Origin of the sequence: Anaerococcus sp. NML200574 (assembly GCF_026131665.1) — a bacterium.
Classification (GTDB): Bacteria; Bacillota; Clostridia; order Tissierellales; family Peptoniphilaceae; genus Anaerococcus; species Anaerococcus kampingae.
The window spans coordinates 1-14615 of record NZ_JAMXSM010000035.1 but is presented as its reverse complement, the minus strand read 5'-3'; the positions used below and the strand labels follow the sequence as shown (position 1 = coordinate 14615).

General features: G+C 33.5%; 11 protein-coding genes, 1 tRNA gene, 1 rRNA gene and 1 pseudogene. All 14 read left to right on the top strand.

Translation table 11 applies throughout. The features are described from left to right. The first annotated feature begins 140 nt into the window (after positions 1-140). Positions 141-257, top strand: a 5S ribosomal RNA gene (gene rrf / locus NH286_RS09450). 1200 nt (positions 258-1457) lie between these two features. Further along, complete coding sequence (locus NH286_RS09445) at positions 1458-1991, top strand: hypothetical protein (protein WP_106461199.1); 534 nt, start codon at positions 1458-1460, stop codon at positions 1989-1991. Positions 1992-2177: 186 nt separating this feature from the next. Then, positions 2178-3119 carry a metal ABC transporter substrate-binding protein gene (locus NH286_RS09440; RefSeq protein WP_106461198.1) on the top strand — a complete coding sequence of 314 codons (942 nt, stop codon included), beginning with the start codon at positions 2178-2180 and terminating at the stop codon, positions 3117-3119. Then, positions 3112-3774, top strand: coding sequence for a metal ABC transporter ATP-binding protein (locus NH286_RS09435; protein ID WP_106461197.1), 663 nt, complete (start codon positions 3112-3114; stop codon positions 3772-3774). The genes NH286_RS09440 and NH286_RS09435 overlap by 8 nt, the downstream gene beginning before the upstream one ends. Positions 3775-3780: 6 nt before the next feature. Further along, the gene (locus NH286_RS09430; RefSeq protein ID WP_106461196.1) at positions 3781-4575 is read left to right on the top strand and encodes a metal ABC transporter permease; all 795 of its coding nucleotides are present in this window, start codon (positions 3781-3783) and stop codon (positions 4573-4575) included. Between the two features lie 10 nt (positions 4576-4585). Then, complete coding sequence (locus NH286_RS09425) at positions 4586-6796, top strand: pneumococcal-type histidine triad protein (RefSeq protein WP_265238513.1); 2211 nt, start codon at positions 4586-4588, stop codon at positions 6794-6796. A gap of 95 nt (positions 6797-6891) precedes the next feature. Beyond that, complete coding sequence (locus tag NH286_RS09420) at positions 6892-7608, top strand: hypothetical protein (protein WP_265238511.1); 717 nt, start codon at positions 6892-6894, stop codon at positions 7606-7608. Positions 7609-7677: 69 nt separating this feature from the next. Next, a tRNA-Gln gene (locus NH286_RS09415) sits at positions 7678-7753 on the top strand. 1153 nt (positions 7754-8906) lie between these two features. Then, positions 8907-10181 (top strand): ABC transporter substrate-binding protein, encoded by a 1275-nt coding sequence (locus NH286_RS09410; protein WP_265238509.1) that lies wholly within the window; start codon positions 8907-8909, stop codon positions 10179-10181. 17 nt (positions 10182-10198) lie between these two features. After that, positions 10199-11107: a carbohydrate ABC transporter permease gene (locus NH286_RS09405; RefSeq protein ID WP_265238507.1), complete on the top strand. Its 909-nt coding sequence runs from the start codon at positions 10199-10201 to the stop codon at positions 11105-11107. Continuing rightward, positions 11097-11927, top strand: coding sequence for a carbohydrate ABC transporter permease (locus NH286_RS09400; RefSeq protein WP_265238505.1), 831 nt, complete (start codon positions 11097-11099; stop codon positions 11925-11927). Before NH286_RS09405 ends, NH286_RS09400 begins: the two co-directional genes overlap by 11 nt. 7 nt (positions 11928-11934) lie before the next feature. Then, positions 11935-13185 (top strand): Gfo/Idh/MocA family protein, encoded by a 1251-nt coding sequence (locus NH286_RS09395; protein WP_265238503.1) that lies wholly within the window; start codon positions 11935-11937, stop codon positions 13183-13185. Further along, a complete protein-coding gene (locus NH286_RS09390; protein WP_265238501.1) occupies positions 13178-14272 on the top strand; it encodes an ABC transporter ATP-binding protein in 1095 nt (364 codons plus the stop codon). The genes NH286_RS09395 and NH286_RS09390 overlap by 8 nt, the downstream gene beginning before the upstream one ends. A 77-nt stretch (positions 14273-14349) precedes the next feature. Next, positions 14350-14615: pseudogene (agaS, locus tag NH286_RS09385) on the top strand (tagatose-6-phosphate ketose isomerase); the annotation flags it as partial.

Here is a 14615-nt window from a genome sequence, read left to right as displayed (position 1 = left end):
ACGTTTGATAGGTCCAAGGTGTAAGTGCAGTAATGTATTAAGCTAATGGATACTAATACTTTATATCTTGACTGGAAATATTGTTTCCCACTAAGGTGGGGTCCACAAAAAAGTGGATGCTATTTAAAAGGTTCAAAAAATATGGTGATGATTGCATGAGAGATACACCTGTTCCCATACCGAACACAGAAGTTAAGCCTCATAACGCCGATGGTACTGCCTGGGCAACTGGGTGGTAGAGTAGGAAGTCGCCAAACTAACAAAGATCTACAATTGTAGGTCTTTTTTAGTGCTTATAATAATCCTTAAACTATGATAGTAGAGTCTGGTCATCTGGATTATGGACAGAAAGTCGCCAAACAAAAAACAAGCCCGTCGGCTCATGGAGACAAGCCTGTCCGGCTCGTGTCTATGCCTAACCCCATTTGTGAAGCAAATGGTTGGTAGGCTTGATGCGTAGAAGAGGACCCTCCATGCGAAGCCCTAACCCCATACCCTGAATGGGGGATGGTAGGTAGGACTGGTGCAGAGGCAAAATGGTCGAGCGAAACGAGAAATCTAGTCCGTCGCCTTTTAGAGACCCCGTCCGGCTCCTGGAGGACACTCAGAAATGAGTCTTTTTTTGTACAAAAAATATATAAATATCAAATTAAAATAATCCTCAAACTATGATAGTAGAAGCTAGTCACATGGGTTATAAAACTTAAATTTACATGTCCTTTATATAATTAAATCTACCTATATTGATAAAATTCGTAATATAACATTGCTTTTTTAGCTTTATATTCCAAAAAAGTCAATTTTTCTCAATGATTTTTTTAAAATTTATGTTTAGAAATAAAAAGCCGGGGTATATTATTAATAACAAGATAGATAAACTATCCTGGCTCCTCCGGTACAGGTAGTTTAAAAAAATTGAATAGGATGATTTATAATATTTTGATCTGAGACTTACTAATAGAGAAGTTTTAAATATGTGCCCTTACAGTAGTGATATATGAGTAAAGAAGAGTATGTTGAGTAAGATTTCATAGAAAAAGTGGTGGAAGATAAGTGTAAAAGTAGAGCCATCTGACATTTTTCTATTTTATATAGATAGGATTAGATAAAAATGTAAATCAATTGTTGTTTGTTAGTAGAATATTAGAAGACATGGTACAAGTAAATTTCGTTAAATCAAGAATTATAGGAAGGATGATAAAGAGTGATTGAACCTAAATCAGAATCCTGTACTGGAGGAGTTAAATAATCGACTTTGGAGTGTAAAGAAATTTCAAGGTCGATTTTTTTGTGTCTATTTTTATTTAAACTTAAATTTTTTCGTTTATTATAGTTTTAAGGATAAGTACATTTTTTAAATCATTATGAACATCTTATATTGGATGAGTAGACTTTTAATATTTTTATTTATCAAAATTTTATACTTCTTGTGTTAGACTAGATTAGTAGGAGGATTTATGAATAAAACTATTAACAAATTACAAATTATATTTTTCTGTCTACTTCTTTTAGGAGCTGTAATTTTCTTGAGCCTGAAATCTTTTGGACATTCTAGAGGATATGAGCTTGATTTAGTATTAGGTAGAAATAATCTAACTAATACTGCTAGCAATAGACAGCTTGCCTATTGGAAAATTGATGATAAAAATATGGGACCTTGGGATACCATGCGTCTTGCCAAGGATTGTGACAAGATGACGATAGATCAGATAAATAAAAAAATGGGTAAAGTTGCAAAATATTCTGAAAAGTCCAAATTATATCTTGGTGGCAGGGAATATGATGAAATTGGTGATGAAATGTTTGAAAAAAACAAGGATAAAATTAAGGATATAATTAAGATTAAAAAACTTGAACCGGGAGCTTATCTAATAAAAGAAACTGACGAGTCTTTTAAAGTTAGCAAGGCTAAGGATAAGCTTACAACGAGGATTGAGTATGTGGGCCAAGAATCTGCACGAGATGGGGTGTTAGAGTTAGAAGCTGATTAGAATAAAACATCCCCCAAAAAAAACTTATTTTTCAAAAATGAAGAGGTCGTTTTAAATGACTTCTTTTTTGTTGTGGATTATTTTTATGTTCTAAACTGGATGAAAAAATCCTCATTACTATTGCAAATGATTTGCAGTAGGTGTATGATAATTACTATCGCAAACCACTTGCATATAGGAGGATATATGAAAAAGAATTTTAAAAATTTATTTGTTATATTTCTTCTTGCCCTAGTTTGTATGACTTCTTGCGGCAAGGAAGAGAAAAATATTGAAAATACAGCTACTGAAGAGAAAAGTGCTGAAGGAAAAAAGACTATTTATGCTAGCTTTTTCCCTGTTGCTGAATTTGTAAAGATGATAGCTGGAGATAAGTTTGAGGTAAAAACTATTATTCAGACTAATGAGGAGCCTCATTCTTTTGAGCTCACTAGCCAAGCTATGAAAGACCTTGATGGAGCTGACCTTATAGCCTTCAATGGTGCCGGAATGGAATCTTTTATTGATGATTTGAAGGCAAATATTAAGGATGATGACAAGTTTTTGGACCTTTCTGCAGGTCTTAACTTGCTTGATTCATCTAAGGAAGGCTCCGATATGACTTCTATTAATCCTCACACCTGGCTTTCTATTAAAAATGCCAAGGTAATGGTAGATAATATTTATAGGAAGTTGTCAGCAATGGATCCTGATAATGAAGCCTATTATAAGGAGAATCTGGATAAGGCCCTTGCCAAGTTTGATGAACTTGATAAGAAATTTGAAGATGAGCTTTCTAAGGTTAAATCTAAAGATAAATATTTTGTAGTCTCTCATGCAGCTTTCAACTATCTAGCTGATGATTATGGCCTTAAACAAGTGGCTGTCACTGGGATTTCTCCAGAAGAAGAGCCATCAGCCAAAGACCTTAAGACCATTGCTGATTTTGTGAAGGAAAAAAATATCAAGACAATCTTTTTTGAGGGCAAGGCTACACCAAAGGTTGCAGAAACTTTAGCAAAGAATACAGGCACAAAGACGTCTACCCTCTACACCATGGAAAATCTTGACGATGATATGGTATCAAAGGGCTATGTGGGCCTTATGGAAGAAAATCTTAAGGCCTTGGTAGAATCTTTCAATGAATAGGACAATTTTAAAGGCCGAAAATCTTAGCTTTGCTTATGATAGGGACCTAATCCTAGATGATATCAATTTTGAAGTCAAAGTGGGAGATTTTTTAGCCCTTGTCGGAGCAAATGGTGTAGGAAAATCGACTCTCTTAAAGCTAATTATGGGAGAGTTAAAGGCTAAGGAAGGCCATATAGAAATATTTTCCGATGATATAAGAAAGGATGACCACTACAGGGACTTAGCTTATATTTCTCAAAATGCTGTAGCTTCTTACAGGAATTTTCCAACAACTATCGAAGAAGCGATAAAAATCCACATTTCCTACCTAAAAAAGAAAGTTGATCCCAAGGAATTGATGGAAAAGTTAGGCCTTTGGGACCATAGGAAGAAGGCCCTAAGTGACCTTTCCGGTGGTCAAATTCAAAGATTTGCTATAAGCCTTGCCCTGATAAAGGATGCAAGCCTAATCCTCTTAGATGAGCCTACAACGGGCATTGATGAAGACTTTGCCAATGAGTTCTTTAAGGACCTCATAAGTCTTAAGGAAAGTGGCAAGACCATTTTGATCATCACCCACCAGCTAGATATGGCAGGGGCCTATGTAGATTATGCTCTTAGGATTAAGAAGGGGAAAATCGAGAGAATAAGCAAAGATGAGCTTAGTTTGTGAGGAAATATGCCAGATATATTAGAATATGAATTTATGCAAAGGGCCTTCATGGTCGGCGGACTCTTGGCCTTGATTTTGCCTTGCATGGGTCAATTGGTCCTACTTAAGAGGCTATCGATGATTGGAGATACCTTATCCCACTCATCTCTAGCAGGCCTTACCATTGGCCTTGCCTTTGGCTTTAGTCCAATCCTTGCGGCAATAATTGCTTGTCTTGTGGCAGGCCTATCCATAGAACTTATTAGAAATAAATTAAAGGCCTACCAAGAAATATCAACGGTGATTATCCTTGCGGCATCAATAGGCCTTGCGGGAATATTTTCATCCATGGTCAAAAATACCAATGCCATCTCATCCTACCTATTTGGATCCATAGTGACTATTTCAGATCAGGAATTTTATTTAGTGATAGGAGTGGCTATTTTTGTAATTTTGGCCTATATAAGCTTGTACAAAAGCCTTTATCTTACGATTTTTGACCCCCAGGCGGCCAAAATTATGGGAATTAATGTCAAGCTAGTAAATATATTTATAACCTTTTTAACAGCCATAGCAGTATCAATATCAGCTAAGACAATAGGGTCCTTGATAGTATCATCAATCTTAGTCATACCAAGTATTAGTGCAATGCAATATACCAAGACCTACAAGGCGACCTTGTTACTATCAATAGGATTTTCCATTATTTTTGTATTTTTAGGTCTAATAATATCCTATTATCTAGACTTAAAACCAGGGTCTGTAATAGTATTGATATCTGTAGTATGGCTAATTATAAGCCTTTTTATAAAGAAAAAATAAAGGAGAAACAATGAAAAATAAGAAAAATCTAGGAAGAGCAGTCCTACTTACTTGCCTATTTGCGACAAGCCTCAGTGCCTGCTCCCTATTTAATAATAAAGAAGCAAAAACATCTGTTAACAAAGCAATAAAAACAGGTCAGAAAACAAGCTACATTGCCAAAAAATCTACCATCAAAAAGGACAAAACAACAGAAGTTTTAGTAGATGCTGAAATCAAAAAAGAAGACATAGTAAAGGTCGTAAAACATGGCGACCATTGGCATGTTTTCACCAAAGATGGTAGGGAAAAGATAACCTACACCGACCCAAGTCAGATTCAAGATACAGGTAAATTTGAAATGGTAAGCGTGGTAGGCAAAAATCAGCTGAAAAATAAAAATGTAGTAGCAATAAAAAAACACGGTGATCACTACCACGTCTACTTAGCAGATGGGACAGAATACCTAACCTACGAAAACCCATCAGCTCTTTTTCCTAATATAAAAATAGGAACCTATGTAGGCAGTCATGGATCACATAATGCAAATAAAACAAAGTCAGAAAAAGTAGCCGAAAATAAAAAAGTAAAAGAAAAATTAGAAAAAGATGATGAAAGAGTCATCAAAATTCTAAAGCACGGCGACCATTATCATATCTACACATCAAAGGGCAACGAATTTGTAACTTACGAAGACCCAAGAAGCCTATATCCAAACGCCTCCTACGGAATTTATGAAGGAAGCCACGGCGATAGAAAGGAAATGATTGCTAAAATTCTCAAAGAAGAGAAGGAAAAGCAAGCTAAAAATAAAGATAAAAAGGAAGAAAAAAGACCTGAAAAACTACAAAAAGATGATAAGTTAATAAAGGTAGAAGATGAGAAAAAAACTCACAACGTAGTAAAAATCTTAAAGCACGGCGACCACTATCATATCTATACAGCTGATGGAGATGAATATATAAGCTACTCTGACCCATCAAGCCTTTATCCAGATATTCCAATAGGCACCTATGAAGGAAGCCATGGAGATAAAAAGGATAATAAAGAAAAAGATAAAAAGCCAAGCGAAGATAAAAAAGAAAATCCTAAAGAAGAGGAAAGTCAAGATAGACCAGAAAATCCAAGAAATGATGAAAAATCAAGGATAGAAAGTCTAAAAATAACCAATATCCTAGGCAAGGAAAAAGTTGACCGCTACGATATAGTCAAAATCCTAAAACACGGTGACCATTACCACATCTACGATTCAAAGGGAAGAGAAGGTGTAACCTATGAGAATCCACAAGATATCTACCCAAAGGCAAACTTCGGTCAATATGAAGGTAGCCACAATGATCAAAATGACGACAAAAAAGAATTTAACTGGCCAGAAGGCATCACAAAAATAATCGACCATGGTGATCATTGGCACCTCTACAAAGGGGATCAAGAAGTAGGAGTAGTAACAGAAAATCCTAAGAGTCATTATCCAGATGCTGAATATATCAATGATTCAAAAGACTATTCCCATGTAGAAGTAAATGATGGAGACCTATTTAGCTATGACAGCATCAAAGGTAAAAAAGTAGCAGGTATAGAAAGAGTATTTGACGATAGGTTTAAACTAATGGAAAGCTACGGACAAATAAGCGATGGCAAGGCGGCATTTGGACCAGGTGGCCAATACAAGGGTGGAGATGTATTCTACTGGCTTCACGGAGATCATTATCATTACCTAAGCATAAAAGACCTAGTAAAAATGGAAAAAGCTGGAGAATTAGGCGATTTCACAGCCAAAGACATAGTAGCAACCCTAAAATATAAGATGGAAAATCCAGACGTACAAATAGGCAAAGACTATGATGATGAAAAATCAGAAATCCTAAGATATAATATAAAACAATTCTTAGAAAAAGCATACCCAGAAGCTTCTGTAAATAATATAGAACTAAACTTCTATGTATACGGAACAGAAGACTTAGTCTTCCATATAAGTGACTTTGAAGAAATAGACGGAAAAATAGTCTATAAAAATGGCAAGCTACCAGAAATGAAAAAAGAAGAAGCTGAAGAAGAAAAATCAGACGAAAAAATTGAAGAAAGTCCTAAAAATAAAGAAGAAAAGGAAACAAAGCCTAAAATAGAAAAGAAAGAGATAGACCCAGAGGAGAAAAAGGAAAATCTAGAAAAAGCCCAAGATGGCTATGAAAGCAAAGAAGAAGCAGAAAAGGCTGCCCAAAAAGCCCTAGAAAGCACTTAGGATATATATGCTAAGTGCTTTTTAGATAGCAGATTTAGAAAAAAATCGTATTTTAAAGTATAATTTTAGCTAAAGAAAATACTGGAGTTTAGCAAATGGATATTAATTTTAAGAAGCAAATACTGAATGATTTTTCAATAAGTCCTGAGGGATTTAAGGATAAAAATAATGTTTTCATGGCAAACAAGGCAGATGAAAGTTTTCTTTTCTATAACAAGGCTCCCTTTGCTGCGATATGTACAGGAGGAAAGGTCTTCATGAGATCAGAAAATCCTGATTTAATAAATAAACTTAAAGAAAAATTCAAAGAATATTCAGGAGCTTGGTTTGCCGAAGCAGACAATATTAGGGTTTTGGATAAAATTTTGAGAGAATTTGGAATAGAAATAGACAATTTTTTCCCTCTGATGACTTTTTCTGATAGATATGTAGAGGTTAAAGACTTCGAATTCACAAGGATAGAAAGGGATAAAATCAAGGATTTTAAAGGAAAGACAAAAATGGCCTTTGCTTTTGATGAAGATGATAGACTAGGTCTTAGTTTTTATGATGGCAAAGACATCATAGCCCTAGCAGGAGCCTCAGTTGCTGGAAAATACCTTTGGGATATAGGTCTGGAGAAATTTTCTAAAGAACCTAAATACCAAGGTCTAGGTGCATCCATCTTAAGGAGCCTATCCTTAATAATAAAACAAGAATATGAAGATATAAGCCCAATCACTGCAACACAATTTTCCCATACCAAGTCCATCAATACATCAATAAGAGCGGGATACGAAATGAATCTTTGCATCACTGGCAAGCAAAAATAGACACATATTAACTGGTATTTGGCGTTGACAAAATCTTTGAAAGAGGTAATTTATAATAGTAAATATTTTTGGAATGTAGCCAAGTTGGTAAGGCACCAGATTCTGACTCTGGAGAGCACAGGTTCGAGTCCTGTCATTCCAGCCAAAATTTAATGGAAACGAGAATTCGCTTCTTCGAAGCTTATCGGTGCTCCCGCACCTAATTCTCGGGATAAGTTTTGCCATAGCGGCCTAGAGCGCCCCAACTCAAGGGCTTTTATGGTAGCAAGTTGGTAAGGCATAGCAAACCAGTCCGGCTCGAGGAGGACCCTCCATGGAATGGTCGAGCGAAGCGAGAAGCCCGTACGCCTCATAGAGGACTTCTGCGTCTTACGAGCATAGGTTCGAGTCCTATTATCCCAGCCACTTAGATTTCTCTTTTTAGGGAAGTCTTTTTTTATGCTTATTTTGATATTTTTAATTTAATAAATAGAAATGTATCAATATACGAGATAGGTTTTTAGATGTGATTTTTCGTTATAAAATTTCTGCTTTTTTTAAACATTAATTAAATTACTTGACAAAATTGAATAAATGCTATATCATTTAATTGGTGGATGGTAATTACCATTAGGATTTAAAATCGTTTACATACTAGTCTTTAAGGAAGAGATTTAACTAAATTACATTAAGGAGGTGCTATAAACTAGTATTATTAAAGAGTGATATCTAAATATATACATAGAACAGGAAAACCTTATACTTAAATAAATGAAAGGATAGGATTTGAACAGTATCTTAATGAAGTGATTTCTAATTTTATAAAAAATATGATGCAAGACAATAAAAGTTGGAATATTAGGTATATTTGCTGTTGATCAGGATTTTGTTTATTGTGTAGGTTAGAAAGTCATCTATTTTAGAGAATGATATAAAATATATAAGTGAAATAAATATATTGTGAATAATCATTGTATAACTGTAATTGATATTAATGTTTCAATTAGTCAGTCATTAAGTCTAGTATGAATACTAAATAATAAAATGATGTGTATTAAAAATAGCTTTGGATAAATATGGTAGAAATTACAACTGATTAATAGATTTATAAAAAATGTAACAATAAGTTATAGTTAAAAATTTATGTTAAGATTTTAAGCTATAAGAAAAATTTTATAATCTATAAATCTAAAGCTAATTATAAAATATATCGATGCTATAAAGATGTTTAGTATTTTATAATTATATTTTTCATAATATAAATAGAGAGTAATAAATCCTAATTGTTAGCCGTTGCTTAAAAAATAATGGAGGATAGCATGAATTTACTAAAAAAAATCAGTTTAATTTTAGCGGTTGGTATAGTAGCAACAGGTTGTGGAGGATCTAAATCAAATGATGGAGCATCTAAAGATGCTAACGATGGAAACGTTGTCAGAATTGCCATGTGGAATCCTGATCAGATAGCAATCATGAAAGAAATAGAAAAGAAATATGAAGAAAAAAATCCGGGTGTAGATATCCAAATTGAAGAAACTACATTTAAAGATCACTTCCAAAAGCTAGAAACTCAAGCTCAAGGTGACGTAATGCCAGATCTATTTACAATGAACGGACCAAATTTTATGAAGTTTGTTACTAATGGAGTTCTTGAACCTCTAGATGATCATATAGATAAGATGAAGATAAATAAAGACGATTATCCTCAAGGTTTAATTGACCTATATTCCTATGAAGGAAAACTTTACGGTATACCAAAAGACTGGGATCTAACAGGCTTATTCTATAATAAAGAATTATTTGATAAAGCAGGTGTGGATTATCCTACACCAGAATGGACATGGGATGATTTTGCATCAGCAGCTGAAAAGTTAACTGATAAAGAAGCGGGAATTTGGGGCACATCATTTAAGCCAACATGTCAAGAAGGAATATATGATACAATTCCTCAGTCAGGCGGATTTATAATCAATGAGGATAAAACAAAATCAGGATATGATACAGAAGAAGCTGCTAGCGGAGTTGAAAGATGGATAGAATTAGGTAAAAAAGGATATTCTCCTGATTTACAAACTCTAACAGATACTCCTGATAAAGATCTTTTCAAAGCTGGTAAAATTGCAATGATATATGCTGGAAGCTGGAGAGTGCCTGAATTTTTCGGTGATGAAAATATAACCGATAAAGTTGACGTTGAAGTAATGCCTCTAATTAAGGAAAGAGCAGCTACAATTCATGGCTTATCTTATTGTTTAGCTAAAGGTTCTAAAAATAAAGAACAAGCTATAGATTTTCTTGCTTTCCTAGGTTCTAAAGAAGCTAATGAGATATGGGCTGAAAAAGCAACAGTAATACCAGCAAATAACAATGTTCTTGAAACTTGGGAAAAATCTTATCCTGATAAGAATCTAAAAGCATTTACCCAAATGGTTGAGTATTCAGTTCCTTATCCTGTAAGTAGTAATACACCTGTTTGGAACGAACTAGAAAGCAATGCTATAAATGAAATGTACTCATATGAAAGACCAGTGAGAGAAGTACTTAAAGATTTAGCGGATAAGATGAATGAAGCTTTAGCAAAAGAACAAAAATAAAAAGAAAGTGATGTTATATGACTAAAAAACCTGGCAAAAAGAAATATAATGCACAGAAAGTGATGCGGGGATATCTTATGATACTCCCTGTATTACTAGGTTTGCTAGTATTTTTTATAATTCCATTTTTTCAAAATATATTCTATTCCTTTACAGATTTAAATTCCTTTGGTGTTTGGCATCCTATAGGATTTGATAATTATAAAGAGTTATTCAAAGATCCAAATTTCTATGCTGCGCTTAAAAATACTATTAAATATACTATTTTTACAGTTCCACTTACTGTAATTATATCAATGAGTATAGCGAATTTATTAAATAAAAATATAAAGGGTGTAGGAATATATAGAACACTTTATTTCTTGCCAGCGGTTACCATGCCAGCTGCAGTTGCTATGATTTGGAAGTGGATATATAACGGACAATATGGATTACTAAATCAATTGGCTATGATTTTTGGAGGAGAACCAAGGGCGTGGATAGCTGATAATGACACAGCTATGTGGTGTATTATTATTGTTGGTGTATGGATGGGACTTGGAATGAATATTGTATATTTTCTTGCAGGAATGCAATCTATACCAAAGCAATATTATGAAGCGGCAACTTTAGATGGTGCGGGCGAAATAAAACAATTTTTCACAATAACTATTCCTCTCATAGCACCTACTTTAGTGTTTGTATTAACCACATCATTGATTGGGTCGTTACAAGTGTTTGATATTGTATTTATGATGATATCAAAAGGATCTCCAGCTTTAAAAAGTACGCAGACAATAGTTTATCTTTTCTATCAGTCCGCAATTGATTTTGGAAGAAAGGGATATGGAGCGGCAGTAGCTACAGTACTTTTTTTAATTATTATTACTTTTACATTTTTACAATTGAAAATACAGAGAAAGTGGGTGAATAGTATTGCAAATTAAAGGTTATAAGAAAATCATTTTACACTTCTTGTTAATATTAGGTGTTATATTTACTGTATTCCCATTTTTATGGATGATTCTAACGGCTCTTAAAACTTTAAGTGAGTCTATGGCAATTCCTCCTAAAATTTTCCCGGCAAGTCCACAGTGGTCAAACTTTAAGGAGGCCTTAAATACAATAAATTTTCCTACATTGTTTAAAAACACTGTTATTTATGCGGTAGTAACTACTATTGGACAGGTAACAATGTGTACAATGGCCGGATACTCTTTCGCAAGAATAGAATTTCCATTCAAGAATGCGATATTTGTATTAATAATGTCAGTATTAATGGTACCTACTCAAATATTTTTGGTGCCACAGTTTCAGATTATTAATAAGTTAGGCTTATTGAACACAATAACAGCTTTAATATTACCATCAATGTTTTCTGCCTTTGGTACATTTTTAATGAGACAGTTTTTTAGTCAAATTCCAAAAGAATTGGAAGAAGCTGCACGAATTGATGGATCTGGGCAATTCAAAATATTTAAAGACATTTGTTTGCCAATTGTAAAACCAGGAATAGTGACACTTGTAATAACTTGTTTATTATTTACCTGGAATAACTTAATGTGGCCACTAATAGTGAACACTTTACCAGAAAAAATGACGTTATCAGTAGGTTTAGCTAACCTCTCAGCTACTGGTCATTATGCAGTAAATTACCCTGTTTATATGGCGAGTGCGCTTATAGCTATTTGGCCTATGATATTGCTATTTGCAATATTCCAAAAACAATTTATTGAGAGTTTAGCTTCAAGTGGAATGAAAGGATAAAAAAGATATGAAAATAGGGGTAATAGGAGCAGGTCATAGAGGAAGAAACGCATATGCGAGGCTACTTAGAAATTATGAAGATGTGGAGATAGTATCATTTGTAGATACTGATTTAGAACGACTAAAATCAAGTCAAGATGAATTTGGAATCAATAATGAATATATTTTTGATAATTCTGATGACTTTTTTGAAAAGATGGATGAAGATAAATTTGTAGATACTTTAATAATAGCTACACCAGATAGAGATCATTATGATATTTGTATGAAAGCTTTAGACTACAATCTTGATATTTTATTGGAAAAACCTATAAGTCCAATACCAGATGAGGTAGCTAAAATAGCAAAAAAAGCAAAAGAAGCTGGCAGGGTATTTATGATTTGCCATGTATTGAGATATTCACCATTTTTTGTCAAGATAAAAGAAATTTTAGAAAGCGGTGCAATCGGAAAAGTCATGTCAATCAATCACAATGAAAATATAGGATATTTTCACTTCGCCCATTCATTTATTAGAGGTAATTGGAGGAATGAAGAACTTTCTTCACCATTAATTCTTCAAAAATCTTGTCATGATATGGATATACTATTATACCTAACCGAAGCAAATCCTCTTACTATATCATCTTTTGGAAAACTTTCATATTTCAAAGAAGAGAACCAACCGACAGGAGCTGCAGATAGGTGTTTAGATTGTAAGTATCAAGATACTTGCATTTTCTCTGTGAAAGATTTTTACACAGGATATCCTGGGGCTGGCTGGAGAAATGTAGTAGATGTATCTATGACAGATTCTGGCTTAGAGAAAGCTTTAAGAGAAGGACCTTATGGTCGTTGTGTGTATAAATGTGATAACAACGTTTGTGATCATCAAGCTATAGCGATAGAATTTGATAATGATATTGAAGCTGTGTTTAATTTGACTGCATTTTCAAACAATGTACACAGAAACATAAAAATTCAAGGAACTGAAGGCGAATTAATTGCTGATGATCATACTCAGAAAATTACTGTCCAAAGATTTAAAGAATATAGAACTACTACATATGATGTGATTACAAATGCTTCTGGTCATGGCGGTGCAGATTATGGAATAATAGATGCATTCGTAAAAGCTATCAGAGGTGATAGTGATAAAGTTAAAACAGGTGCAGATGAATCGGTTATGAGTCATATGATGTGTTTTGCATCAGAAGTTTCTAGAAAAGAAGGTAAGAAAATAAATATAGAAGATTATATTAGAGGTCTGAATGAGTAATATAGTTTTTGAAAATGTAAATAAAATATATGATAATGGATTCCATGCGGTAAAAGATTTTAATTTAGACATACGTAATGGTGAATTTATTGTTTTCGTAGGACCTTCAGGTTGTGGAAAATCAACAACTTTAAGGATGTTGGCTGGTCTAGAAGACATAAGTGATGGAAAGCTTAGTATAGATGGCAAAGTAATAAATGATGTTGATCCGGCAAAAAGAGATATAGCCATGGTTTTTCAAAATTATGCTCTATATCCTCATATGACTGTTTATAAAAATATGGAGTACGCACTTAAAAATCAGAAGATTCCCAAAGAAGAAAGAGATAAAAAAATATTAGCTGCTGCTGAGCTATTACAGATTGAGGAATATCTAGATAGAAAACCAGGACAATTATCAGGTGGACAGAATCAGAGGGTTGCTTTAGGTAGAGCTATTGTAAGGAGTCCAAAAGCTTTCCTTATGGATGAGCCTTTATCCAATCTTGATGCCAAACTAAGGTCGCATATGAGAACTGAGATTAACAAAATTCATAAGCAACTTGAAACAACTTTTGTATATGTAACCCATGATCAAACCGAGGCTATGACTTTAGGAGATAGGATAGTGGTTATGAAAGATGGGATTATTCAACAAATCGATACACCTTCTAATTTATATGAAAATCCAATTAATCTTTTCGTTGCCGGTTTCATTGGAACTCCAAAGATAAATGTTATTATGGCAAAGGTAGTACAAGAAGATAATATTACTTATCTAGAGTTTAAGGATTCTAGGGTAAAAGTAAATAAAAGGATTGAAGAAATAATTGAATCTAATAGTTTAAGTGAAGTTTACATAGCTATTAGGTCTGAGAATTTATTTTTAGAGAAAAAAAATAAAACAAATTCTGTAATACAAGCAGAGGTAGAAATAACGGAGAATTTGGGAAGCGAAACTTTAGTTTATGCAAAAATTGATAAAAGCGAGATAATTATTAAAGATTTTGATAAGAATCAATTTGAACAAAGAACACCAATAAATATCTACTTTGATGTTGATGATTTGTTGCTATTTGATACAAAAACTGAGAAACGATTATATTGATTTAAATTGATTAGGATTATCAAAATGAAATTTAGATTATTATTTAATATCAATGCTTTCACTAAAGGAGAATGAAGATGTTACTTGATAAAACAAAGTTAGAAGAAAGAGATTTTAAAAACACCTATACAGAGATTTTCGCCCAAGCAGACACTTGGCTAGAAATATATAGGATATATGAAGAAAGAAAAGCTGACATAGAAAATTTTCTAGCAGAGCTTAAGGGAGCTAAGGTAATCTTTACAGGAGCAGGTACCAGCGAATATGTTGGAAATATCGCAACAGACTATCTAAAAAGTCATGGAGACTTTGAATTTGAATCAATAGCCACAACAGATTTAGT